The organism is Paenibacillus sp. MMO-177, assembly GCF_037147795.1.
In the GTDB taxonomy this organism is placed as follows: Bacteria; Bacillota; Bacilli; order Paenibacillales; family Paenibacillaceae; genus Pristimantibacillus.
On sequence record NZ_JBBCUR010000013.1, the window covers coordinates 60,070 to 83,643 of the forward strand.

General features: G+C 52.2%; 21 protein-coding genes. 7 read left to right on the forward strand and 14 right to left on the reverse strand.

The annotated features are described in order from the left end of the window. Nucleotides 1-429 precede the first annotated feature (429 nt). Together WFK81_RS27195 and WFK81_RS27200 are read left to right on the forward strand one after the other, a co-directional pair. On the forward strand, nucleotides 430-1,464 hold the full coding sequence (locus WFK81_RS27195) for a LacI family DNA-binding transcriptional regulator (protein WP_336790140.1): 1,035 nt from the start codon (nucleotides 430-432) through the stop codon (nucleotides 1,462-1,464). A gap of 56 nt (nucleotides 1,465-1,520) precedes the next feature. Continuing rightward, nucleotides 1,521-1,955, forward strand: a complete 435-nt coding sequence (locus tag WFK81_RS27200; protein ID WP_336790142.1) for a Dps family protein — start codon at nucleotides 1,521-1,523, stop codon at nucleotides 1,953-1,955. Between the two features lie 78 nt (nucleotides 1,956-2,033). Here WFK81_RS27200 and WFK81_RS27205 read toward each other — a convergent pair whose 3' ends face one another. The 5 genes from WFK81_RS27205 to WFK81_RS27225 all read right to left on the reverse strand — a co-directional run bounded on the left by WFK81_RS27205 (nucleotide 2,034) and on the right by WFK81_RS27225 (nucleotide 9,394). Continuing rightward, the gene (locus tag WFK81_RS27205; protein ID WP_336790144.1) at nucleotides 2,034-3,557 is read right to left on the reverse strand and encodes an MFS transporter; all 1,524 of its coding nucleotides are present in this window, start codon (nucleotides 3,555-3,557) and stop codon (nucleotides 2,034-2,036) included. 134 nt (nucleotides 3,558-3,691) lie between these two features. Then, nucleotides 3,692-4,321 carry a fumarylacetoacetate hydrolase family protein gene (locus WFK81_RS27210; protein WP_336790146.1) on the reverse strand — a complete coding sequence of 210 codons (630 nt, stop codon included), beginning with the start codon at nucleotides 4,319-4,321 and terminating at the stop codon, nucleotides 3,692-3,694. A 57-nt stretch (nucleotides 4,322-4,378) separates the two neighbouring features. Then, complete coding sequence (locus WFK81_RS27215) at nucleotides 4,379-6,331, reverse strand: ABC-F family ATP-binding cassette domain-containing protein (protein ID WP_336790148.1); 1,953 nt, start codon at nucleotides 6,329-6,331, stop codon at nucleotides 4,379-4,381. 825 nt (nucleotides 6,332-7,156) lie between these two features. Further along, the gene (gene fumC, locus WFK81_RS27220; RefSeq protein WP_336790150.1) at nucleotides 7,157-8,542 is read right to left on the reverse strand and encodes a class II fumarate hydratase; all 1,386 of its coding nucleotides are present in this window, start codon (nucleotides 8,540-8,542) and stop codon (nucleotides 7,157-7,159) included. 183 nt (nucleotides 8,543-8,725) lie between these two features. Beyond that, a complete protein-coding gene (locus WFK81_RS27225) occupies nucleotides 8,726-9,394 on the reverse strand; it encodes a bifunctional 2-keto-4-hydroxyglutarate aldolase/2-keto-3-deoxy-6-phosphogluconate aldolase (protein WP_132310007.1) in 669 nt (222 codons plus the stop codon). A gap of 178 nt (nucleotides 9,395-9,572) precedes the next feature. On the opposite strand from WFK81_RS27225, the gene WFK81_RS27230 reads away from it, so the two are divergent. Then, on the forward strand, nucleotides 9,573-9,800 hold the full coding sequence (locus WFK81_RS27230; protein ID WP_162862767.1) for a DUF2642 domain-containing protein: 228 nt from the start codon (nucleotides 9,573-9,575) through the stop codon (nucleotides 9,798-9,800). Between the two features lie 81 nt (nucleotides 9,801-9,881). Here WFK81_RS27230 and WFK81_RS27235 read toward each other — a convergent pair whose 3' ends face one another. From WFK81_RS27235 to WFK81_RS27250, 4 genes are all read right to left on the reverse strand, one after another. After that, nucleotides 9,882-10,190 (reverse strand): Dabb family protein, encoded by a 309-nt coding sequence (locus WFK81_RS27235; RefSeq protein WP_336776070.1) that lies wholly within the window; start codon nucleotides 10,188-10,190, stop codon nucleotides 9,882-9,884. Between the two features lie 56 nt (nucleotides 10,191-10,246). Next, on the reverse strand, nucleotides 10,247-11,176 hold the full coding sequence (locus tag WFK81_RS27240) for a TauD/TfdA dioxygenase family protein (protein WP_336790153.1): 930 nt from the start codon (nucleotides 11,174-11,176) through the stop codon (nucleotides 10,247-10,249). Between the two features lie 29 nt (nucleotides 11,177-11,205). Further along, nucleotides 11,206-12,237 carry an aliphatic sulfonate ABC transporter substrate-binding protein gene (locus WFK81_RS27245; protein ID WP_336790155.1) on the reverse strand — a complete coding sequence of 344 codons (1,032 nt, stop codon included), beginning with the start codon at nucleotides 12,235-12,237 and terminating at the stop codon, nucleotides 11,206-11,208. A gap of 256 nt (nucleotides 12,238-12,493) precedes the next feature. Beyond that, nucleotides 12,494-13,087 (reverse strand): TetR/AcrR family transcriptional regulator, encoded by a 594-nt coding sequence (locus WFK81_RS27250; RefSeq protein ID WP_336790157.1) that lies wholly within the window; start codon nucleotides 13,085-13,087, stop codon nucleotides 12,494-12,496. Between the two features lie 113 nt (nucleotides 13,088-13,200). Between WFK81_RS27250 and WFK81_RS27255 the strand changes: the two genes are divergently transcribed. Continuing rightward, nucleotides 13,201-13,995 (forward strand): 3'-5' exonuclease, encoded by a 795-nt coding sequence (locus WFK81_RS27255; RefSeq protein WP_336790159.1) that lies wholly within the window; start codon nucleotides 13,201-13,203, stop codon nucleotides 13,993-13,995. On the opposite strand, the gene WFK81_RS27260 is transcribed toward WFK81_RS27255, so the two are convergent. After that, nucleotides 13,992-14,852, reverse strand: a complete 861-nt coding sequence (locus WFK81_RS27260) for an ABC transporter permease (protein WP_336790161.1) — start codon at nucleotides 14,850-14,852, stop codon at nucleotides 13,992-13,994. The genes WFK81_RS27255 and WFK81_RS27260 overlap by 4 nt on opposite strands. A 384-nt stretch (nucleotides 14,853-15,236) precedes the next feature. Then, a complete protein-coding gene (locus tag WFK81_RS27265; protein WP_336790163.1) occupies nucleotides 15,237-16,007 on the reverse strand; it encodes an ABC transporter ATP-binding protein in 771 nt (256 codons plus the stop codon). Between the two features lie 331 nt (nucleotides 16,008-16,338). On the opposite strand from WFK81_RS27265, the gene WFK81_RS27270 reads away from it, so the two are divergent. Then, nucleotides 16,339-17,217, forward strand: a complete 879-nt coding sequence (locus tag WFK81_RS27270) for a DMT family transporter (RefSeq protein ID WP_336790164.1) — start codon at nucleotides 16,339-16,341, stop codon at nucleotides 17,215-17,217. Nucleotides 17,218-17,476: 259 nt separating this feature from the next. On the opposite strand, the gene hisA is transcribed toward WFK81_RS27270, so the two are convergent. Continuing rightward, nucleotides 17,477-18,229 carry a phosphoribosylformimino-5-aminoimidazole carboxamide ribotide isomerase gene (hisA, locus tag WFK81_RS27275; RefSeq protein ID WP_336790166.1) on the reverse strand — a complete coding sequence of 251 codons (753 nt, stop codon included), beginning with the start codon at nucleotides 18,227-18,229 and terminating at the stop codon, nucleotides 17,477-17,479. A 155-nt stretch (nucleotides 18,230-18,384) separates the two neighbouring features. Between hisA and WFK81_RS27280 the strand changes: the two genes are divergently transcribed. Then, a complete protein-coding gene (locus tag WFK81_RS27280) occupies nucleotides 18,385-19,161 on the forward strand; it encodes an exodeoxyribonuclease III (RefSeq protein ID WP_336790168.1) in 777 nt (258 codons plus the stop codon). Here the strand turns inward: WFK81_RS27280 and WFK81_RS27285 are convergent. After that, entirely contained in the window at nucleotides 19,158-20,768 is a 1,611-nt protein-coding gene (locus tag WFK81_RS27285) for an ABC transporter substrate-binding protein (RefSeq protein WP_336790170.1), read from the reverse strand. The genes WFK81_RS27280 and WFK81_RS27285 overlap by 4 nt on opposite strands. A 99-nt stretch (nucleotides 20,769-20,867) precedes the next feature. After that, the gene (locus tag WFK81_RS27290; RefSeq protein ID WP_336790171.1) at nucleotides 20,868-21,740 is read right to left on the reverse strand and encodes an AraC family transcriptional regulator; all 873 of its coding nucleotides are present in this window, start codon (nucleotides 21,738-21,740) and stop codon (nucleotides 20,868-20,870) included. A gap of 214 nt (nucleotides 21,741-21,954) precedes the next feature. Between WFK81_RS27290 and WFK81_RS27295 the strand changes: the two genes are divergently transcribed. Continuing rightward, nucleotides 21,955-23,562, forward strand: coding sequence for a glycoside hydrolase family 43 protein (locus WFK81_RS27295; protein ID WP_336790172.1), 1,608 nt, complete (start codon nucleotides 21,955-21,957; stop codon nucleotides 23,560-23,562). Nucleotides 23,563-23,574 lie beyond the last annotated feature (12 nt).

A 23,574-nucleotide genomic window follows, 5' to 3' on the forward strand; every position in this document is an offset into this window, starting at 1 on the left:
GATCCCCTTCCGTATTGTATGACTTGGGATAGTTACGCCCGATCTTACCCGTTTTCCGTGCCCGCAGCAGGTATGCCGCTACTCGCCGATTTGTGCAAACGTTTGTTCAAATGGCAGTGAGAAAAGAAGGGTATCCATCGTATTCACCCGTTTTTGGTCGTTTTAACGCCAATACTTGTAATGAAAGCGTTATATCCACGAGTTCATCATACAACAGCCCATTGTGTTTGTTAAAACGTTTGCACAGATGATCTGCGCAGGTTATTTTAAGGTTATCTCCCATTTTCTTCGTTTTTCTAAGATTTGCCCAATATTTCACTTATCGCTTGGCAAAGTTCTGAACAGCCAGTTTACTTTAAACGACCATTCAAGTAACATGGATGCATAGAGTTCAAACGATTGCATAAGAGTAAGGGGATCACGATAACGATGGTAACCATTAAAGATATTGCGAAAGCTGCAGGCGTTTCCCCTTCGACCGTGTCGAGGGTGGTATCCAATCATCCTCGGATCAGCAAGGAAACGACCGCCAAGGTGAAAAAGATCATGGTGGAAATGGGCTATCACCCGAATGTCATGGCTAAAAGCCTAGTCTCTAAGACAACCAAGACGTTAGCCATCATGCTCCCCCGCCCTGCGGAAGAGCTGTTCCAGGATTTCTTTTTCGGAGAGCTGTTAAGAGGAATACTGACCCACTCCACCAGAGCGGGCTACGATATGCTGCTTACGACAGCAACAAGCGCACATGACGAGACCGAGACGATCTCACGCCTTGTGTTCGGAAGACGCGTCGATGGCGTCATCCTGCTGTCCGCGAGAGTAAATGATCCGCTTATCCGTTATTTGAACGAGCAGGATTTCCCAAGCATTCTGATCGGACGTGCCGGAGGGGAATACAGCCGCGTGATGACAGTCAATAACGATAATGTTCTGGCTGCTTATGACGCCACGCAGCACCTGATCAAGCAAGGCCACACCCGGATTGGATTTGTGAGTGGACCAACCAATCTGACCGTTTCGAACGACCGGATGGAAGGTTATAAAAAAGCGATGCACGAGGCAGGACTGCCCATGCAGTCGGAGTGGATCGTGGAAGGCGAGTTCCTGCAGGAAAGCGGCTTCCGGGCGATGTCTTTTATCATGGGACTGCCGGAACGCCCGACAGGGCTCGTGGTCATTGATGACGTGGTGGCGTTTGGCGTGCTTCGCGGCTTAACCGAAATCGGCTACAAGGTGCCCGATGATATCAGCCTTGTCAGCTTTAACAATATTGCGCTTTCCGAGCTTGCTACGCCGCCAATCAGTTCGGTAGATATCGGTACGTACCAGCTTGGCTATACGGCCTCGCAGCTGCTGATCCGCCAGATTCAAGACGAGCCGATCCATCAGTCGCATGTTATTATTCCGCACCGCCTGATCGTTCGCGAGTCCTCCGTTCGTCTGGCCGCCAGCCGCGGTTTTTAAGTATGCAAAGCCTTTCCTTCGCGCACACTACCGTCTAGGAAAGGAATGTGAAACTAATGACACAAACAAATGAAATTCTCAATAAACAAATTGCCAATTGGAGCGTCTTGTACATCAAACTGCATAACTACCATTGGTATGTCAAAGGCACTCAATTTTTCACCCTGCATGTAAAATTCCAGGAGTTCTACGAGGAGGCGGCTCTTCATGTCGATGAGCTTGCCGAACGGCTGCTGGCGCTAAAAGGCGCACCGGCTGCGACGATGGCGGAATACCTGCGAATCGCCAGCATCAAGGAAGCCTCCGGCAGCGAATCGGCCCACCAAATGGTCGAGACGCTGATTACCGATTTCTCTATCGTCATCAGCGAGCTGAAGGAAGGCATGGATATTGCGCAGGACGCCGGAGACGAAACTACCGCCGATATGCTGCTTGCCATCCACACCGCCCTCGAGAAGCATGTCTGGATGCTCACCGCGTTTAACGCTTGAATCTCGCATCATAACAAATACCCCCGCTAAGCCTTCCGGCGTCCGCGGGGGTAGTTGTTATGATGGCAGGAAGAAGATCTAGGCAACCGTTTGTCCTGCTGCCTCTACTTCTGGTTCCTCCCGCTTCGTGAGCACTTCTTTCTTTAAGAACCAGGTAATTACGAAGGATACTGCCGCGAATCCAAGCGCAATAGCGAAGATATGGTCGAAGGAATGGGCAAATACCGTTTGGATCTTCAGCACGAGATTAGGTGACAAGCCGGCCGGAATCCCGCCTGTTTTGATCGAATCTATAGTCCCCGGGTCCATTCCGCTCGACAAGCCGTTTATGCCGTCTTTAATACTTTTGGCAAGAACGCTGCCGAATACGCTGAGCCCAACCGTAGCGCCAAGCGACTGGAACAGCTGAACCGTGCCAAGCGCTACGCCGCTATGCTTCTTCTCTACGGACTCCTGCACGATCAGGTTATCCCCGCCAAACAGCGCTCCAATGCCTAGTCCCATAACAAAGAAGGCAATAATAACAAATAGCGGGGTTGTGCTGACCGCCAGCTGCGTGAGCATGAATATTCCCACAAGCGGCAGGATGAAGCAGGCAATAAACAGGTTGCGATAAGCGACGCGTGTAATTAAAAATCCGTTTACGATACTGGACGGGATGGCTCCGGCCATAAAGGCGAACATCAGATAGCCCGCTTCGGTTGGCGTAAGCCCCATCACGTTTTGCGCGAAGAACGGGAAGGTTGCGATTCCGCCCATAAGCCCAAGCATTAACGTAAACACTAGAAGAGATAATACAACGACATTCCGGTTGCGGAACAGATGCAGCGGAATGATCGGCTGCCTCGCTCTGGACTCAATCCGAATAAATAGGCCGATCAATACAGCGGATAGGACGAGCAGACCTATGATAATAGGAGACGACCAGCTTAATCCCTGATTATCAATCAGTACAGGCGCAATCAGGAAGGACAGCAATGCGGCGACAAGCGTTCCCGCCCCTGCCCAGTCAATCGTATGCTTTTCTTCCCCTTTGGACTCATGCAGTCCTTTGAACAAGAAGGCAACCGCGATAACCGCTACGGGAATATTGATCAGGAACAACCAATGCCAATTGAGATTTCCGACAAAATAACCGCCGATGGTTGGTCCGATTAGCTGCGGCAGAATCATCAACGGACCAATGAGGCTCTGCACCTTCGCGCGCTGCTCGAGCGGGAAGGATTCTCCGATAATAACAAGAGCGATTGGCATTAATCCGCCGGCCCCAATCCCTTGAATGCCTCTGCCGATAAGCAGCTGTGCCATGGAGTCGGCGGAGCCGCACACGATGGAACCGAGACAGAACAAGGCCATACAGCTCATGTATATTTTTTTCCGACCAAATACATCCGCAAGCCTGCCCAATATCGGCATAGCAATCGTCATAGCCAGCATGTATACGCCTGCTACCCAGCCGTACAGCGATAAACCATGCAGCTCGCGGATAATGGTTGGCATTGCGGTTGAGACGACGGTCTCATCCATCTCGGCAAATATAAGGCCTAGAAGCAAGCCAATCAGGATGAGTGTTTTATTGTTTTTACTCACATTCACAGTCACAGTTAAGCACCTCTCTGCTTCGTTGATCTGGTATCATCTTAACCGCCGAATTTAAACGGAATTTAAACCGAAGCCGAAAAAGAAAAAAAGACTGCCGATATGATCTCGACAGTCTAACTCGTTTATGAGGTGTGCTATACCAGCTTCACCGTGCAGCTTGCTGCTTTTTCGCCGTTAAACAGCGCTTCAAGCACGTCGCCGTCATGCAAAGCGGCTACGCCGGCAGGCGTGCCGGTAAAGATAATGTCGCCTTCGCCAAGGCCGTAACGCGAATCGATATGGCGTACCAGCTCGGAGATGCTGAACAGCATATCCTTCGAGTTGCCAAGCTGAGCCTGCTCGCCATTGCGAATCAGGGCAAAATCAAAGTCTTTCAGCCCTTCCTCGCCCGGATAAGCCATCCATTCGCCCAGCGGCGCGGAAGCTTTGAAGCCTTTGGCGTCCAGCCAAGGCTGGCCTTTCGCCTTCAGCTTGCTTTGCACGTCGCGCAGCGTCAGGTCGAGTCCAAGCGCCAGTCCGTCAATAATCTCGTCCGGCGACATGCCGGGCTCAAGCGGACGCGCAATACGAAGCACAAGCTCCAGCTCGAAATGCACTTCCCCGCGTCCGCCCGGAATTTCGACGACGTTGCCGTTCATCGGCGCGACCGCATGAGAAGGCTTCGTGAAGACAAGCGGCTCCTCCGGCACTTCATTGCCAAGCTCAAGCGCATGCAGGCGGTAGTTCCTGCCGATGCAATAGATGTTGCGAATTTCGTTTGCCATGGTTGAGGTCCCTCCTAAAAAGAATGGCGAAGCAATTCTTGCTTCGTAAGCATTAACTTATTTCTTCTGCGCTGCGATCTTCTCCGCCAGCTCGTTTAGCTCCGCCCAGCGGTCCATCAGCTCTTCCAGCTTGGACTCCAGCTGTTGCTGCTCTTCAACTAATTGCTGCAAGAGGGCAGAGTCGCTGCCCGCGTTATTCATTTTTTCCGTCACGGCCGCCAGCTGGTCTTCCGCTTTCTCGATCCAGCCGTCAATCTGCTCGAAATCCTTCTGGTCCTTGTACGACATGCGCAGACGTTCGCCGGATGGCTTGCTTCCGCCATCTGCTGCAGCAGAAGATTCTGCAGCCGCCTTAACTGCCGGCTGTGCCGGATTTACGCCGCTGGATGAATCCGTAGCCGCAGGTACGCCGTATTTTTCCGCATACTCCTGGTATTCGGTGTAGTTGCCGACATGCTGCGTAATAACGCCTTCGCCTTCAAAGGCGAAAATTTTATCAACCGTCCGGTCAAGGAAGTAACGGTCATGGGATACCACAAATACAACGCCAGGGAAATCGTCGAGGTAATCCTCGAGTACCGACAACGTTGCAATGTCCAGGTCATTGGTAGGCTCGTCGAGAAGCAGCACGTTAGGAGCATTCATCAGGACGCGCAGCAATTGCAGACGGCGCTTCTCGCCGCCGGACAGCTTGCCGATAATCGACCATTGCATCGCAGGCGGGAAAAGAAACCGCTCCAGCATTTGGCCCGCGGAGATCGTTGTTCCATCTGCCGTTTTTACCTGCTCCGCTCCTTCGCGGATATATTCGATAACGCGAAGCGATTCGTCCATCTCTTCATGCTCCTGCGAGAACCAACCCAGCTTAACGGTCAAGCCAAGCTCGATCTTGCCTTCATCGGGCTGCAGCTTGTCAGCGATCAGCTTCAGCAAAGTAGACTTGCCTTCACCGTTACGGCCAACGATGCCGACGCGGTCTTCCGGTACGGCGATATAGCTGAAATCGCGGATAAGCGTGCGGTCGCCAAACCGTTTGCTGACCTTCTCTATCTCCACGATTTTTTTGCCGAGTCGCGTTGACGCTACCGATACGTCCATTTTGCCGCCTGCTTGCTTCGGCGCTTGCGCCTTAAGCGCTTCGAACCGGTCGATCCGCGCCTTCTGCTTGGTTGACCGGGCTTTCGCTCCGCGCCGGATCCAAGCCAGCTCGTTCCTCAGCAGATTCTGCCGTTTGTCCTCCGAAGCCGCTTCCCGCTCCTCGCGTTCTACCTTCAGCTCGAGGAACCGGCTGTAGTTCGCTTCATAAAAGAACGCCCGCCCTTTATCAAGCTCGATGACGCGGTTGCTTACCCGGTCCAGGAAATAGCGATCATGGGTAATCATAAGCAGCGCGCCTTTGCGCTTTTGCAGCATGCTCTCCAGCCATGCAACGGATTCGTTATCGATATGGTTGGTAGGCTCGTCAAGAATAAGAATATCCGAAGGCTGCAAGAGCGCCGCCGCCATCGCAACGCGTTTTCTCTGCCCGCCGGAGAACGTCTCTACTTTATCGTTGAAATTCTGGATGCCCAGCCGGCCAAGCGCCGTCTTCGCTTCGCTTTCCAGCGTCCAGGCGTCCAGTTCGTCCATCTTTTGATTAGCTTTGATCAGTCGCTCCTGCAGCGACTCGTCGCTTGGCTTCAGCTCAAGCGCTTCAAGCGCAGCCGCATATTCGCGCACGGCGCGCAGCTGCGGCGAATCGCCGCCAAGGACATGCTCGAGCGCCGTCTCACCCGGCGCAAATGCCGGGTCCTGCGCCAGCATCCGCACAACGACGCGGTTGCCGATCGAGATGCTGCCGGAATCGGCAGGTTCAATTCCGGCGATAACCTTCAGGAACGTCGACTTGCCCGTTCCGTTGACGCCGATAATGCCGATTTTGTCGCCCTCTTCGACGCCAAAGGTCACGTCCTCGAAGAGCATTTTCTCGCCGTAGCTTTTTGTTATATGTTCAACCGATAATAAATGCATAATAAGTTACCCTACTTTACATCCAAAATGTGCAGCCGCCGCTTGCGGGTTCTGCCATCCGTATCATACCATATTCCGCCGTCCGCTGGCACCCGAGCCCTTGCAGCAGGCAAGCTCAGCAGCTCAGCCTCACGCCTCACGCAAGCAACTTAACGATGCCGCGCATCGTTAAGTAACACTAACTGCCGTCTTTCAACGGCCTTAACGATACAGCGTATCGTTAAGGCCAGCCAAAACCGCCCATATCGCTCATTCCGCCAACTTTTCTCTTCCCTTAACGATGTCGCACATCGCCAAGACCCTGCACTTCCCACTAATTAGTCACTTTAACGATGTCGCGCATCGTTAAGCTTAGCCAAAACCGCCCATATCGCTCATTCCGCCAACTTTCCTCTTCCCTTAACGATGTCGCACATCGCCAAGAACCCGCACTTCCCATTAATTAGTCACTTTAACGATGTCGCGCATCGTTAAGCTTAGCCAGCCGTCTGCAATCAAGCCAGTCTCTGCTGCTTCAACCACCTTAAGACCTTTTAGGGACCTTAAGTAGCCCATTCACACTCGCTTGAACATCGTTAAAGTCCCTAAGGGACCTTAACCTTCAACCTTTCAACTCATTTGCGCTAGTTTCAGCGTTCTCCGCCAACCTTAAGGTCCCTCAGGGACCTTAAGCACCCAAGTCCCACTCCGCCGAACTCCGTTAAGGTCCCTCAGGGACCTTAACCTCCACTTTTCGCGCAAATCCACCAGCTGCGCGGTGCACCTCCCCGGATGGCCGCGCACACAAAAAAACAGGCTCCGGGAAACCGGAGCCTGCCTTATCTATTAACGTTTGCCAACCATTGCTTCCGGCTTCACGTATTCGTCGAACTGCTCCGAAGTGAGGAGGCCGCTTGCGATCGCGGATTCTTTCAGCGTCAGTCCTTTTTTGTGCGCGTTTTTCGCGATTGCAGCCGCGTTCTCGTAGCCGATGTACGGGTTCAGCGCCGTTACCAGCATGAGCGATTGCTCGAGGTTGCGCTTGATTACCGCTTCGTTTGGCTCGATGCCAATCGCACAATTATCGTTAAACGAAATCATGCCGTCCGCCATCAGGGCAACGGATTGCAGGAAGTTGTAGATAATAACCGGCTTAAACACGTTAAGCTCGAAGTTGCCTTGGCTTGCCGCGAAGCCAATCGTTGCGTCATTGCCGAACACTTGGCAAGCTGCCATAGTCAGCGCTTCGCTTTGCGTAGGGTTTACTTTACCCGGCATGATGGAGCTGCCCGGTTCGTTCTCCGGAATGGAGATCTCGCCGATGCCGCAGCGAGGACCGCTTGCGAGCCAGCGAACGTCGTTCGCGATCTTCATCAGATCCGCCGCGAGCGCTTTTACCGCACCGTGCGCGTACACGATTTGATCATGGCTAGTCAGCGAGTGGAACTTATTAGGAGCTGTGATAAACGTTTTGCCAGTCAGAGCCGTTACTTCTTCCGCTACCTTCACCGCGAAGTCCGGATGAGCGTTCAAGCCAGTACCAACCGCCGTACCGCCAAGCGCCAGCTCTCGCATTTGATCAATGCTTTGGATCAGCATCGCGCGTGTTTTCTCGAGCATCGCATGCCAGCCGCTGATCTCTTGGCCTAGCGTAATTGGAGTAGCATCCTGCAGATGCGTTCTGCCGATTTTGACGATATTGTCGAACTTCTCCATCTTCTCAACAAACGTGCCAGCCAGCACGTCGATTGCCGGGATCAACTTGTCTTCCACGTCGATTACGCCCGCGATATGCAAAGCTGCCGGGAACGTATCGTTCGAGCTTTGGGAACGGTTCACGTCATCGTTCGGGTGAATGCGGGCTTCGCTGCCGCGTTCGGCAAGCAATTGGTTCGCGCGGTGAGCAACCACCTCGTTCACGTTCATGTTCGTTTGCGTGCCGCTGCCTGTCTGCCATACGACAAGCGGGAAATGCTCGTCCCATTTGCCAGCCAGAATCTCGTCAACCGCTTCGCCGATTACACCGGCTTTCTCCGCGTCGAGCTTGCCAAGCTTCAGGTTTGCGTTCGCAGCCGCTTTCTTGATGATCGCCATCGCATATACGACTTGAAGCGGCATTTTCTCGCCGCTGATTTTGAAGTTTTCCAAGCTGCGTTGGGTTTGAGCTCCCCACATTCTGTCCGCGGCAACTTTGATCTCGCCCATTGTGTCTTTCTCAATCCGGTATTCCATGCTCTTTAACGGCCTCCTTCATGTTTACATGCACATAGTACTACTTTATACAAAATCACCGGGTCATTTCAATACGATTACCGCCTCATATCCATGCCGGGTCGGCATAATTCCGGGCCCAGCATGCAAAAACGCCCCAAGACGGAGCAGCTAAGCTCTCCATCCCCGGGACGTTTCAAAAACTTACAGCCCTTTCGCGGCGCGATAGGCTTCCATATAAGCGCTTGCTTTTTGCTCGATCAGCGAGAAGTCGCCCGTTGCTACGGCATCCTTCGTCAGGTCGGAACCGATACCGACGGCTACGGCGCCCGCTTTGATCCAATCCTTCAGGTTGGAGAGCGATACGCCGCCCGTTGGCATAATGTTTGCCTGCGGCAGCGGACCTTTAATCGACGGAATGATGCTTGGCGAGAACAGGTTGCCAGGGAACAGCTTGACTACGTCAACGCCCATCTCAAGCGCGCTTTGAATTTCATGAACCGTCATCGTGCCCGGCATAACCGGAATCGCGTAACGGTTGCAAAGCTTAATCGTATCCGGGTTAAAAGCAGGTGCCACTACAAATTCCGCTCCGGCCATAATCGCCGCGCGTGCCGTTTCCGGATCAAGCACGGTGCCTACGCCGATAATCGCGAAGTTGTCCGCATCCGGCGAAGCCGTGCTGGAATACTCCTTGGACAGCTGTTCGATCGCACGGAGCGCGAACGGCACCGTCATCGTAATTTCAATCGCTTTAATGCCGCCTTTAATGGCACGGCGCGCCATCTCGGCTACTTCCTCCGGCGAATCCGCGCGCAGAACCGCAACGACACCCGCCTCTGTTAATTGCCCAAGTACTTTCAGCTTCTTCATGAAAAATGACCTCCCATAGTCATAGGTGAAATAAACGCAAAAAGATTGAACATTCCCGCTCCATTATAGGCCTATGTTTAACAATCGGACAACCCTGCAAAAAAACTGGTTCCGTTTTCGCTTGTAAGCGGATACTTATAATATACGAGTCAGACCTCACCAGAAAGGAATGAATCCAATGACAACGCCATCCGCTTCCCATCTTATTACGCCAGGCTCCACCCTTTTCTCCCTGATGACCCGCCACAAGGGCCAGTTAATGACCGTATCGACCGCAGCCGGCGATGTACAAGGCATTCTGACGGCTTTCGACCCTGCTTACCTCACCTTGACCACGGATACGAACCAGACCAAATACGTGCTTGTTATGAATATTGCCTCGTTTACCTTCGAACCGGCCTATTAATCGCTTTGCGCAAGCGAAAAGAGGGTGTTCCTTCGGCCATAACCGGCCCCAAAGGAACACCCTCCCATTGTCTATACTTCTTTAAACTTCCGAATAATCGATTTCGAGAAACGCTTCTACTTCCTTCTCCCAACGCTCCGATACGAAGGCAACATGCAGCGGATGCGCGTTATAAGCCTCGTAAGCCGCCTGATCGGCGAACTCCATCGAGAACCCGAATTTATAGTCATTCTTCGGGCTTACTTGTCGGAAAACCCGGAACTGCTGAACCGTGGGAATAGAACTTAGAATCGCTTTGCCGTCCTCGAGAAACTGACGTTCCTGCTCCGAGCCTTCGGCATGCTTCAAGGTGAAAATAACGGAATGCTGAATCCATGTTGATGCGGGCAAGTGCTTCCTCTCCTTTTAGAACGCTATGATAGGCCAAGCCTGCCCTAAGTATATAATTAATAAGGACGGTCGCCAAGAATGGAAATCCGTTCGGCAACGCGGCGGTTCGGATAATAATCGGAAGAGGCGTAATGCTGGGTCGCGCGGTTATCCCACAGCGCAATCGAATTTTTCTCCCAGTTGAAGCGCACTTGATATTCCGGAATCTCCGCTTGACGGAACAGGTACTGAAGCAGCTTCTCTCCTTCTTCCTCATCCAGGCCAACAATTCGCGTCGTAAATACCGGATTAACAAACAGGGTTTTCCGCCCCGTCTCCGGATGCGTGCGGACAACCGGATGCTCGGCGGCAGGGAATTCCGCCTGCTTCTGTGCCAGCAGCTCAGGCGGCATAAACCGTCCGAAGGTTGGCGTGAAATCGTGAATGGCCTTCAGCCCGTCAATGCGCTCCTTCACCTCATCCGGAAGGTTGTCATAAGCAGCGCCCATATCCGCCCACAGCGTATCCCCGCCTTGCGGCGGCACCTCGGACAAGCGAAGAACGGCACCCATGGAAGGCTCAAGACGCCAGGTGACATCCGCATGCCAGTTGTTCTCCTGCCCCTTCATGTTCGCATCTTTCTCGAAACGGGTAATCTCGGCCGCCGCGCCCTTTGGCAGGAACGGATGGTTCTCAAGCTCTCCCCATTGTCTTGCAAAATTCAGCTGCTGCTCGCTCGTAATGTCCTGGTTGCGGAAGAAAAGAACCTTCCATTCCAGCAATGCGCGGTGCAGCTCAGCCTTAACCTCCGGCGACACATGCTCTCTTAAGTCAACGCCTTCAATCTCGGCGCCAATAACCGGACCAAGCGGCTTGAGCGTAAATAACGTGTATGGACGGTCTTCCAGGCCGTCAGCCAAACGCTGCAGGAAACGCGGGCCTCCTTGAATCGTGCGTTTCGCAAAAAGATCAAATTGACGGGATGTGTCTACGGTTAATTGAGTCATGGTTAATCGCTCCTTTTTAGATAAATGGTTTATTGGGACAGCTTCTCAAGAAAACTCATGTCGACATGATCCTGGAAGCTAATCTTATTCTTAATGAAGCCGTTGCCGAGCAGGAGCTCCGCCGACTTCTGCTGGGCATCCAGCTCTTCTTGCGAATAAGCGCGAAGACTAGGCGCGGAGCTGGCAAGCAGGGCTTTTACAACGCCTGCGTCAATCTTTTTCAGATCCGCATAGATCTGCACGGCCTCGTCTTTATGGGCGTTCTGCCAATCAATCGCCTGCTTGTAAACCTTCAGGAACGCCGTGACAAGCTCGGGATTGCTCTTGGCAAAATCCGTTCTCGCAATCGCCGATACCGGTGCGGCAATCCCTTCATTGGAACCCGCGATAATCGTCGCCTTGCCCGATGCGGTCTCCTTCGTCGTGTAAGGATCCCACGTTACCCAAGCATCCACTTTGCCGGTCTCAAAGGCAGGCAGCGCGTCCTCAGGCTGCAGCGCAATCAGGTTGACGTCCTTGTCGCTCAGCCCGTACTTCTCCAGCACTTTGAGCAGGAATACATGCGCCGTTGTGCCTTTGGCAACCGCAATGGACTTGCCTTTCAGGTCCTCAACCTTCGAGATCCCTTTATCCTTCGGCGTAATAATCGAGTTGGACAGCTTGCCGTCGCTTAGAAGAGCGATAACTTCGAAAGGCAGGTTTGCCGATAAACCGGAAATCGTAGCGCCATCCCCGAGGAAGGAGAGGTCGACGCGTTTGGAAGCAAGCGACTCAAGCAGCGGAGGCCCGCTTTGGAATTCGCTCCAGCTGACGTCGGCGTTTAACGTTTTGAACTCCTCCTCAAGCCAGCCCTTTTCCTTTGCCAGAAGCAGCGGCGATAATCCTCCGTTGATCGCTACGTTGACCGTTACATGCGGCCGTTCAGCCGTACCTCCGTTAGCCGATGCCGCGGATGCGGTTGAATCCTTCGACGTCTTGCCGCCGCAGCCGGCCAGTACCGTCACCAGCGCCATAACCGATAAGGCTGTCAGCGTGAAAGCTCGAAACTTGTTTCTCTTCATATGCTCCATCTCCCTTAATACAACTTTGCTTATTTGTTTAATCGGATTTAGAGAATAAAAAAGATCCGATTCCTAACCTTACCCTGTGATCAGGTAAAAGGTTAGGAAATCGAATCTCCGGTCGTCCAGTCGATTCTTCATTCTCTTCGTTCGACAAACTGATAAAATGATCAATTTGTCATTTGGTGATTCTGATCATACCAGCTGACTTTTTTGCTGTCAACCACTTTTTTCCGATTATTCCAACCCGCTTGGTTTACTTTTTGACAACAAGCCTCAGCATAATATCGACGGCATGACCGGAAGGCTCGCCAAAGCCGCGGTAACCCCATATCGACGTGCTTTGAAACAGCGACAGCAGCAGCGTTGCCAGTTCAACCGCATCCCCTTCCACGATCGTACCTTCCGCCTGCCCGTCACGTATAATATCCGCGAGCAGGTCGCGGTTAGCCTGGGCTTTCTTATTAATTTCCGCTTTCTCCTCCGGATTCAGCACCTCGGTCGCCTGCGCCTGCAGCACCACCCAGAAATGCGTGGACGTCCTGCCCGTTTGCAGGTATATTTCGATGAGCCACCTGAGTTTATCCAATGCCGTACCGCTGCCGCCGCGCGCTTCGAGCAGCAGCTCGGTATACCTTTCCTGCGAGGACTGTACAAGTGCCAATAGAATCTTCTCCTTGGATTCGAAAAAATTATAAACATGACCGTAGCTTAATCCCGCTTCGGTCGCAATATCGGATATTTTCGCAACGGCTACGCCGCGCACGGTAAATACGGAAGCCGCTGCCGTCAATATCTGATTGCGGCGCAGTTCCCTCTGCTGCTGGTCTTTGATGACGTTCCTGGCCATAATATCTGCTCCTTCGCCATGATCCTCTCAAGAGGTTCTCATACGCTCATTCCTGTTTCCTTCGCATTTCTGTTAGAATGGATAGGCATGAGCAATTTATCGGGGGTTAATACATGGATTATATAATTCTGGACATTGAATTTAACGGACGCAAATTCGCAAGCGATCTTCCCATGGAAGTCATTGAGATTGGCGCCGTGCGGCTGAATGCCGATTTGCAGCAGACCGATATTTTTTCTTCCTTGATCAAGCCGGTCTACTTCTCCAAGCTGAATTCCTTTATCAAGAAAAAGACGGGTATTCCGCAGGAAGAGATTGATATAGCGCCAAAATTCCCTCGCGTGATCGGCGAGTTTATCAAGTGGCTGGACCGCGGAGAGCCCTTTATGCTCTTTACTTGGGGCGGCGAAGACCTGAAACGGATCGTCTACGATACGCGGATGCATAAGCTGGATGACGCTTTCTGGCTGTCCATGGATACTTTCGACCTGCTGAAGGGCTATCTCCGCTATAAAAATATCACAAACGACGTCAGCGTTGAAGCCGCTTTGGCCGATCTTAATCTGGTTTTCGAAGGGAATGCCCACCGGGCGCTGGACGATGCGATCATGACGGCCCACGTATTCCGCGCCATCTTCGATCATTTGGATCTCGATGCTTATAAGCAGAAATACAAAGATCTGTATACCAACGCAAAAGAGCGCCGCATGGTCAAAAACGCCGTGCGCGCAATGCGTACTCAAAAGGCAGCCCCCACTTGGGAGCTGCTCGTAACCAAGCATTTGGAAGGCAAGATTGCCTTAACGGATCCGCGCAAGGAAGCCGAGCTGAAGGAATATTTCGAAGCGGAGGCCGCCAAGCTGCCGCAGCGGCAGGCTCCGCCGCAGCAAAGCCCTGCCGGCAGCTAACCCTTGTAGCTGTCGCGCCATTTGAGCAGGCGCCGCTCCAGTACCCGTACCAGCGAGTCCGTCAGCTTCCCGACGGCAGCAAACAGAATAATGCCGATAAACACCACCTCGGTGCGCATAAACGACCGGGCATCTTGGATCAAATAGCCGATGCCCCGGTCGGCACCCATCAGTTCAGCCACGACAAGCACCAGCCACGCAATGCTGATCGAAAGCCGGAGTCCCAGCAGCACGTTGGGCATTGCCGCAGGAAGGACAAGGCGGATCATCTGGTTCACCTTCTTGAATTCCAATACCCTCGCAACGTCAAACAGCTTGGAATCCACGTTCCGTACGCCAAGAAACGTATTTACATACAGCGGGAAGAATGCTCCAAGCGCAATCAGCAGGATTTTCGACGTCTCCCCAAACCCGAACCACAAAATAAACAGCGGCGTAATCGCAAGAAGCGGTACGGTGCGAATCATTTGAACGGTAGGGTCCACGATCTCCTCGACCTTGCTGAACATGCCAACCGTTAGGCCAAAAATCAGGCCAAGGCTGCCGCCGAGCAGAAAGCCGAGCAGCGCCCGCAGGACGCTGATTTCCAGATGACGGAACAGTTCGCCGGAGACAATCATTTCATAAAATTCTTTAATAATGGAGGACGGCGCGGGGAACATCATCGCGTCTACGATTCCCGTGCCGCTGACGTATTGCCAGCTTCCAAGAATAATAAGAGGCAGCAAGCTGCCCATCAGCAGCTTTCTTCCCTTAAAATCCCCTTTTTTCCTCGCCACGCGAACGGCAGCGGCAGGCTTGGAAGCGGCCGGAGACGGCGTTACTCCTTTTAATGCTTCAGTTGCGGGATTGGACATGGTTTATTCATCCTTTCATGGCTCCGAATGTTCGGTCGTTGCTCCTTGCGGTTTGTTTGCAGCTCCGGTAATTTCGATCGACTACTCCTTGTGGTTTGTTCCACGCTGAGGCTTCGGTTGTTCGGTCGATTGTTCCTTGCGACGCTCCGGTTATTCGATCGATTGCTCCTTGCGATTTGTTTCATGATTAGAATTTTTCATAGGTTGAAACAAACGCGCAATAGTCTCACTCGACCGAATAACCTCCGCTAACAGCTAGAAATCCACATTCGACTGAAATAACCTCCGCCAACCGATACAAAACACGTAAAGTCGCATTCCACCGAAACAATCTCCGCTGGACGCTAAAACATGAGTCACAACAGGCCGAAACATCAGCCGGAGCTAGATTGTATAAGTTTCTTTATCCGGCTCCTCATGGTCGAGAGCCCGGAGGATTAACGTACGGAGGTCCTGGAATGCCGAACCCGTTCTTTTGCGGGGGAACGGAAGATCGATCGGAACGATCGTCTTAATCCGGCCGGGACGAGGGTCCAGAACGATAACCCGGTGGGACAGGAAGACGGCTTCGTCGATATCATGGGTGACAAATAGCATCGTTGTGCGGTTTTCGCGCCAAATATCCAGCAAAGCCTCCTGCATATGGCTGCGGGTGAACGCATCCAGCGCGCCAAAAGGTTCGTCAAGCAGCAGCACCTTCGGATTGCGGAGCAGCGCTCTTGCGATAGCCACCCGCTGGGACATGCCCCCGGACAGCTGCTTCGGATACGCCTTCTCGAAGCCCTCCAATTTGACCAGCTTGATCAGCTCGTCTACCTTCTTGCGGGTCTCCGGATTGCGAAGGGATAAATCTGCGGCAATATTCCGTTCCACCGTAAGCCAAGGGAATAACCGATGCTCCTGAAAAATAAACCCTTTCTCCTGGGAAGGCTTCTTCACTTGCTCCCCTTCAAGCAGAACACGGCCTTCGATATCGACATCCAGCCCCGCTACAATCTTGAGCAGCGTGCTTTTCCCGCAGCCGCTTGGTCCAATGATGGATACAATCTCTCCTTGATTGATGGTCAGCTTCAACCGGTCAAGCACGGGGACCGCCTCGTTTGAATTGCGGAACGTCTTGCTAACGTCAACAATCTCCAATAATGCCGTCGACATAGCCGGCACCTCCTGTTTTATTGTTTTCCTAATTTAGTTTTTCCTCATTGGAATAGTTGGAATTAGGATATAAAAAAAGATCCAATGGACGTCTAAGCAGACAGCTCCATTGAATCTCTGGTTGGTCCAGTCGATTCGATCTTCGGGTCACAGACTGACATTTTCGTCAATCCGTATCTGTTGATAAGATCATAGCGGGTTGAGAAAAAGCTGTCAATCGTTTTTTACAGCCTAAAAACCAACAGTTACAAATTGCTCCCGATACCCTCCTGTAGTAGTATTACATGTTGGGGTTTTTATACGAATTTATTGCATGGGAGAAGTAACATTCATGAATCGCGCATCCAAGTCTTTCTCCGCCTACGAGCTCCTCTACGTCGTTGGCATCATCGCCATCTCGTTCTCGTCCATCTTCATCAAATGGTCCAGCGCCGAGCCTTCGGTTATCGGGATGTACCGCCTCTACCTGACTGTCCTGATTATGCTGCCGCTGGCATGGAGATACAAGCAGGAGCTGCTCTATCATACGGCTCGCCAGCTCCTGCTGCTGTTCGCTTCGGGCATTATGCTTGCCCTGCATTTCCTGCTCTGGATGTCGTCGCTGAAGCATACCACGGTTGCCAGCTCAACGATATTCCTGGCGCTTGAACCGGTGCTTGTCATGCTGGGCTCTTATCTCATCTTTAAGACAAAAGCTAACAAAATGATGCTGCTCGGCATGGGGATTGCCATGGTTGGCACGCTGATTATAGGCTCCAGCGACCTGGCCTTATCGAAAGAAGCGCTGTACGGGGACGTCTTGTCGATACTCGGCACGATTGCGGTAGCGCTCCATATGCTGATCGGCAAGCAGCTCCGAAGCAACACAAGCGCCTTCGCCTATAACTTCCTTGTGTTTACCATTGCCGCCACAACGCTTGCCGTCTATAACCTTACTCAAGGCTACCGGTTTACGGGCTACAGCTCGCATGAGTGGGGCATCTTCCTGCTGCTCGCTATTGTGCCAACGCTGTTCGGCCATTATCTGTTCAACTGGCTGCTGAAGTATATGAACGCGACGGCGGTCTCCATGTCCGTGCTGGGCGAGCCGGTTATCGCTTCGCTGCTGGCCTGGGCGCTGCTCAAGGAAGCGTTGACCGGCTGGCAGTTAGGCGCCGGCATCGTGATCCTCTTCGGCGTGTGGCTGTTTATGCGCCACGGCAAAGAGTAGTTTTTCCTTCGGTTAAAAAAGCATAAAAAAGAGAGGTCGTTTTTAATCGCCAAAGAAAGGATAAGCGGTAAATGTATCTTCTGGAGAGCGAAGCGCCTGCCTTTGTCTTCCCTTTGCAACCTTTAAAATTTGATTAGGCAAAGGGAAGACAACAGCAGCGTAACACCGAATCTGCGAACAGTTACTCAGTATGTTGCAGATTCGGTGTAGAAGATACATTTTTCGCGTTCCGAGTCTGGCGGATTAATGACCGACCTCTCTACCGGCAGTAAGCCACAACCTCATCGTAAGACAGGTTGCCGCCGAAGATGTCCAGCGCGCTGCCGATCGTAATGTCCAGCTTGCCGTCCGTCAAACGGCGGAACAGCTCGAGATCCTCCAGCGAGCGGGCGCCGCCTGCGTAAGTCGTCGGGATGGATACCCAATCCGCCAGCTGCTTCACCAGGCTTTCCAGAATGCCCGTCCGCTTCCCTTCCACGTCTACCGCATGCACGAGAAACTCGCTGCAATACGATTCCAGCTCGTGAAGATTGGCTTCGTTCACCTGGAAGCTGCTGAAGGTCCGCCATTGGTTCGTCACGACATACCAGCTTCCGTCCTTTTGCTTGCAGCTCAGATCGATCACAAGCTTGTCCTTGCCAACCTCGGAGACCATCCGCTTCAGGTTGTCCATATTCAGCTCGCCGTCACGGAAAATATAAGACGTCACAATGACCTGCGAAGCGCCCGCTTCGAGGTATTTTGCCGCATTGTCCGCCGTAATCCCTCCGCCGATCTGCAGGCCGCCCGGATATTCACGCAATGCGGACAATGCCGCTTCTTCATTTCCTCCGCCCAGCATAATGACGTGACCGCCCGTCAACGCATCCCGTTTGAACATCGAAGCGTAATAAGCCGAGTCATGCTCGGACACAAAATTTTCAACCACGCGCCCCGGATTGGCATCCAGCGTCTCTCCGACAATTTGCTTCACTTTCCCGCTATGCAGGTCGATACACGGTCTGAACTTCATGCGATCTCCTCTTTCTCGTCTTTAAGTCCCTTTATTGTAACAGAACTGTCCGCCATGGCGAATGCCCCGCATAGGCAAAATTTTAAAACCTTCTGGCAGATAGTCGTATGTTACACTAGAGTACGAGAGTTAATAGAGAAGGAGATTCGCGAGCGATGAAGTTTGTATCCTGGAATGTGAACGGCCTTAGAGCCTGTGTAAATAAAGGGTTTTTGGATTATTTTAACGAGATGGACGCGGATTTCTTCTGCCTGCAGGAGACGAAGCTTCAGGAAGGACAGATCAAGCTGGAGCTCGGAGAAGCCTATCATCTGTTCTGGCATTACGCCGAGAAAAAAGGTTATTCCGGCACGGCGATTTTTACGAAGCATAAACCTCTGTCCGTAAGCTATGGCCTGGGCGAAGAAGACGAGGATAACGAAGGACGGGTCATTACGCTTGAGTACGAGAGCTTCTATCTCGTAACGGTATACACGCCAAACGCTAGACGAGACCTGTCGAGGCTGGATTTCCGGCTGGCTTGGGAAGAGATGTTCAGAGGTTACCTCAGTAAGCTGGACGAGCATAAACCGGTGATCGTGTGCGGGGATTTAAACGTGGCCCATCAGGAAATCGATCTGAAAAACGCGAAATCGAACCGAGGCAACTCCGGCTTCACGGACGAGGAACGAGAAAAAATGACGCTTTTGCTTGATGCCGGATTTATCGACTCCTTCCGTTACTTGTACCCGGACCGCACGGATGCGTATACCTGGTGGTCTTTTATGCCGAAGATCAGAGAACGGAATGTCGGCTGGCGCATCGACTATTTCCTAACTTCAGCAAGACTTGCCCCGGCCATTGTAGATGCGGGCATCGATTCCCAAATTATCGGCAGCGATCATTGCCCGGTTGTTCTTACCCTCGATATGGAAAAGGGACATCAAGCTTAACGCTTAATGTCCCAGTCCTGCACATCAATAAACATGCCGTAATCCGAAGGATACACGCCGGTTACCGCATTATTTACAACACTTAAGGAACGGGTTGCGTAAATGGACAGCATTGGCACGTCTGCCGCGACAATCTGCTGAAGCCTGCTGTAAGTCTGCTTCAAATCCGCCTCCCGAGTCTCTGACTTCAGGGAAGCAAGCAGCTTGTCCACTTCCGAATTGCGATACCCGTTGGGATTCCCCTCTTGCAGGAAATAGCTTACGTCCGGCAGAGGGTTAACAAGAGACATCGAGACCGTCATAACGCCAAGATCGTAGTCTCTTTCAGCAATTTTATTGATTAGCGGAGCTAGATTTACCATTTGAATCTTTGCCTCTATTCCAACAGCCTTTAAATCATCGGCTGCCATCCGGGCTGCCTGCTCCAGCGTGCTGTCCCCGGACAAGACGGATAACGTCAGCTTCGTACCGGGCACCCAGCCAGACGCCGCGAGCAGGCTTTTTGCTTTGGCCGGATCGTAGTCCGCCTGCTTGACCGATGGATCAAGATAAGGACTGTAGCTGGTAAACAAACCGTCCATGGTCTCTCCCGCTCCCCGCAGCAAATCGTTCACAATCTTCTCCCGGTTAATCGCATACGAGATCGCTTGTCTTTGCCTTGCATCCGGCAGTTCTTGTTCATTGATATACATGAATTGGGTCGTAATCGACGGGCTGCTGATCGCCGTCACATCCGGGAGCGATTTGATTGTGCCGTAATCTTGAATCGGAATAACTCCAAACGACGGAATATTGAGGTCAACTTCTCCGTTTTTCAACTGATCCGCAAGCGCCTCGCCTTTCAATATTTTAAAGTTTAACCGGCCGATTTTAGGCGCTCCCTTGAAGTAATCGGCATTTGCCTTCATCTGGACAAGTTGATCCCGCACATAGCCGTCGAGGTGGTACGGTCCGCTGATGACGGCAGATTTTTGCACAAAATCACCATTCCTCAGTTGATCCGGCGGCTCATTCTCCAACGCCTTTTTCGGGAGCGTTAATATATTCCGGCCTATCGTGTCCTGCATAATAGTTAAGGTTGTTGGCTCTTTGGTTTTAATCGTCAACGTATGCTTGTCCACTGCTTGAACACCTGCCAACGCCGACTGTCCCTCCGGCCGGAAGCCTGCCGAATCGGTCCCCTCTATGATGGCAAACATATACGCATACGTCGAAGCAATCTTCCTGCTAGTCATCAGCTCCAGCGTAAAAACAACATCGTCGGCTGTGACGGGACTCCCGTCGCTCCATTTGGCGGACGGATTCAGGTTGATCGTAAATAATCTATGGTCCATTGTCGTAATGGAATCCGCCAGCATCGGCTTAAAGGATAATTCCTGATCCAGTTCAAAAAGCGGCAAATACATTAAACCGGAAATATAAGACGAGACCTGTCCAACCGGCGACAATGGATTAAGAGTATTTGGCGAGTACGTTACTCCGATATTAACGGTTTTTGCCGAGGAGAGCGGCTTCATGGATAGTTCCGTTCTACTACATGCCGATAGGATAAATAGCACGCCTACCAGCAACCCTAACAGGGAGCGCATACGACTAAAGTTATGCAAGCTAGCGTCACTCCTCTTCAACAATCCTAGCGTAAACGGCTGCTGGCGGCATACGTTTCGCGAAAAAAATACCTCTCCCTACAGTTTACCACTATATGGCTAATCGTGGAATCTATCCCTGAAACGGCTTGGCGATTCTCCCGTCCAGCGCTTGAACTGTCTGCTGAAATGAGCAATATTGTTGTAGCCAAGTCTCGAGGAGATCTCTTCAATCGTGAACTCGGGATCCATCAGCAGCAGCTTCGCCTTCTTCAGCATAATCGTGGATAGATATTGCCTCGGGGATACGCCAAAAGCCCTAGTAAACAGACGGTTCACCGATGAAGTGCTGTATCCGACCGCGGCGGCAATCGAGCTTATCGTATCTTTGTCATCCATAATTGCTGCATCCTCTACGGCTTCCTCCAGCATGATGGCGACCCGCGAAGCCAACTCGGAATTTCTAAGGACGACAGGGTCCTGATTCAACTTGGACAATGTACCGCTAAGGACGGCAAACAGCTGGAATAAGGCAGATAGGACATGCATGCGGGCCTCCGTCCGCAGCACCGCTTCTTGCGATACCGTTAATCCGATAAGATTGTCCAGCGCTGGCCTTATCGCCATAGCAAGCTCGCTGTCCGAGGGATAGAAGCATCTTGGACTCCGGCAGAGCAGCTCCCGGAACGAAGGCTCGTCCACATCAAAATGAAGGCAATAATACGTCATTTCCTCCCCCCCTGATGCCCGGCTTTCGTGTTGGTCGCCAGGCCTGAAGAGCAGCAGGTCGCCCGCTTGCTGCGTATAGCTTGTCCGTTCAACGCTAAACTGCTGAGTCCCCGTCAGAACCAGATTGATCTCAAACATCGGATGCTTGTGAAGCGGATAACTCCATTCCGGATTAACGGTTCGGGAGTGGGCTCCAAACACCCGGAAGGTCGAATCCATATCGGGCAGCATATACTCTCTTTTTTGACGCTCTTTTTGCTCCATTCCAATTTCCTCCCGGGCGGCATTCTCAGCTTGATCGATTTGGGTAAATACTGTCCTGCTATGGATATGGGTTATCCTCATAAACCTTGATAATATAATGATATTATAACACATCAGCTGAAGGAAGACGGTAGCGAAGAAGGGTAATTTCTATACAATTCCAGTCTTTCCAACAGCTTATTTGCTGAACTGATGAGAGGAGAATTTTGTCGATATGGCTACTATTACGAATCCTATTTTGCCGGGCTTTAATCCGGATCCTTGCATCTGCCGTGTAGGCGAAGATTATTATATTGCGGTATCGACCTTCGAGTGGTTTCCGGGTGTTGGCATTTACCATTCCAAGGATCTGAAAAACTGGCGGCTGGCGTCCCGTCCGCTGAACCGTCTAAGCCAGCTGAACATGATGGGCAACCCGGATTCCGGCGGCATCTGGGCGCCTCAATTGTCTTACAGCGACAATCAATTCTGGCTGATCTACACCGACGTAAAGGTTGTTGAAGGCCAGTGGAAGGATTGCCACAACTACCTCGTTACCTGCGATACGATTGACGGCGAATGGTCCGAGCCGATTCACATGAACAGCTCCGGCTTTGACCCCTCCCTCTTCCATGATGAAGACGGCAGAAAATATTTTGTGAATATGATGTGGGATCAACGCGTCGGCAATCACCCGTTCTACGGTATTGTGCTGCAAGAGTATGATCCGGCTGAGCGGCGTCTGGTCGGCAAAGCGGAAGTGATCTTCAAAGGCACCGACATTAAGCTGACCGAAGCGCCTCATTTGTACAAAATAGGCGGTTATTACTACCTGCTGACCGCTGAGGGCGGCACGAAATACGATCATCAGGCGACTATCGCCCGTTCGAAAAACCTCCGAGGCCCTTACGAGGTGCATCCGGAAAATCCGCTTATTTCTTCGCATGCCCATCCGCGGATCGCGCTGCAAAAAGCGGGACATGCTTCGATCGTTCAGACGCATACGGATGAATGGTTCCTTGTCCACTTAGTTGGACGTCCGCTCTCCCGCGAAGGACAACCTTTGCTGGACCCGCGCGGCTATTGTCCGCTTGGGCGAGAAACCGCCATTCAACGTCTTGAATGGCAGAACGATTGGCCGTACGTGGTTGGCGGCAATAAACCGTCGCTCACTATCGAAGGACCAAACATCGAAGAAGTGGTGTGGGCACCCGACTTCCCAGAGAAGGACGACTTCGATTCGGAGACGCTGAATCCGCATTTCCAGACCTTGCGCATTCCGCTCGGAGAGAAGATTGTATCCTTGAAAGACAACCCGGGCCACCTGCGCATCTACGGGAAAGAATCGCTGACCTCGAAGTTCACGCAGGCTTTTGTTGCCCGCCGGTGGCAGCATTTCTACTTCACCGCGGAGACGAAGGTAGCGTTTAGCCCTGAGACGTTCCAGCAATCCGCCGGTCTGGTGAACTACTACAATACGCAGAACTGGACTTCCTGCCAGATTACTCGGCATGAAGAGAAAGGCCGGATTCTGGAGCTGGTTGCCTGCGATAACTTCTCGTTCTCGCAGCCGCTGCAAGGCTCCGAGGTTGTAATCCCGGACAACGTGGAATACGTATTCCTCCGCGTTGATGTTACGGAGCTGACGTACCGCTACTCGTACTCGTTCGACGGCGACAGCTGGATAACGCTGCCGGTTACCTTCGAGTCGCATAAGCTGTCGGATGATTACATTCAAGGCGGCGGCTTCTTTACCGGCGCATTTGTGGGCATGCAATGCCAGGATACTTCCGGCCGAGGGTTGTATGCAGACTTTGATTATTTTGTTTACAAAGACAACTGAACTCAGATAAAG

Bases quoted from the DNA above. Each gene is read 5' to 3' on its own strand.
- WFK81_RS27195 (WP_336790140.1), top strand. From the start codon at position 430: ATGGTAACCATTAAAGATATTGCGAAAGCTGCAGGCGTTTCCCCTTCG.
- WFK81_RS27200 (WP_336790142.1), top strand. From the start codon at position 1,521: ATGACACAAACAAATGAAATTCTCAATAAACAAATTGCCAATTGGAGC.
- WFK81_RS27210 (WP_336790146.1), bottom strand. From the start codon at position 4,321: ATGGCAAACGAAATTCGCAACATCTATTGCATCGGCAGGAACTACCGC.
- WFK81_RS27215 (WP_336790148.1), bottom strand. From the start codon at position 6,331: ATGCATTTATTATCGGTTGAACATATAACAAAAAGCTACGGCGAGAAA.
- fumC (WP_336790150.1), bottom strand. From the start codon at position 8,542: ATGGAATACCGGATTGAGAAAGACACAATGGGCGAGATCAAAGTTGCC.
- WFK81_RS27225 (WP_132310007.1), bottom strand. From the start codon at position 9,394: ATGAAGAAGCTGAAAGTACTTGGGCAATTAACAGAGGCGGGTGTCGTT.
- WFK81_RS27230 (WP_162862767.1), top strand. From the start codon at position 9,573: ATGACAACGCCATCCGCTTCCCATCTTATTACGCCAGGCTCCACCCTT.
- WFK81_RS27240 (WP_336790153.1), bottom strand. From the start codon at position 11,176: ATGACTCAATTAACCGTAGACACATCCCGTCAATTTGATCTTTTTGCG.
- WFK81_RS27245 (WP_336790155.1), bottom strand. From the start codon at position 12,237: ATGAAGAGAAACAAGTTTCGAGCTTTCACGCTGACAGCCTTATCGGTT.
- WFK81_RS27250 (WP_336790157.1), bottom strand. From the start codon at position 13,087: ATGGCCAGGAACGTCATCAAAGACCAGCAGCAGAGGGAACTGCGCCGC.
- WFK81_RS27255 (WP_336790159.1), top strand. From the start codon at position 13,201: ATGGATTATATAATTCTGGACATTGAATTTAACGGACGCAAATTCGCA.
- WFK81_RS27260 (WP_336790161.1), bottom strand. From the start codon at position 14,852: ATGTCCAATCCCGCAACTGAAGCATTAAAAGGAGTAACGCCGTCTCCG.
- WFK81_RS27265 (WP_336790163.1), bottom strand. From the start codon at position 16,007: ATGTCGACGGCATTATTGGAGATTGTTGACGTTAGCAAGACGTTCCGC.
- WFK81_RS27270 (WP_336790164.1), top strand. From the start codon at position 16,339: ATGAATCGCGCATCCAAGTCTTTCTCCGCCTACGAGCTCCTCTACGTC.
- hisA (WP_336790166.1), bottom strand. From the start codon at position 18,229: ATGAAGTTCAGACCGTGTATCGACCTGCATAGCGGGAAAGTGAAGCAA.
- WFK81_RS27280 (WP_336790168.1), top strand. From the start codon at position 18,385: ATGAAGTTTGTATCCTGGAATGTGAACGGCCTTAGAGCCTGTGTAAAT.
- WFK81_RS27290 (WP_336790171.1), bottom strand. From the start codon at position 21,740: ATGGAGCAAAAAGAGCGTCAAAAAAGAGAGTATATGCTGCCCGATATG.
- WFK81_RS27295 (WP_336790172.1), top strand. From the start codon at position 21,955: ATGGCTACTATTACGAATCCTATTTTGCCGGGCTTTAATCCGGATCCT.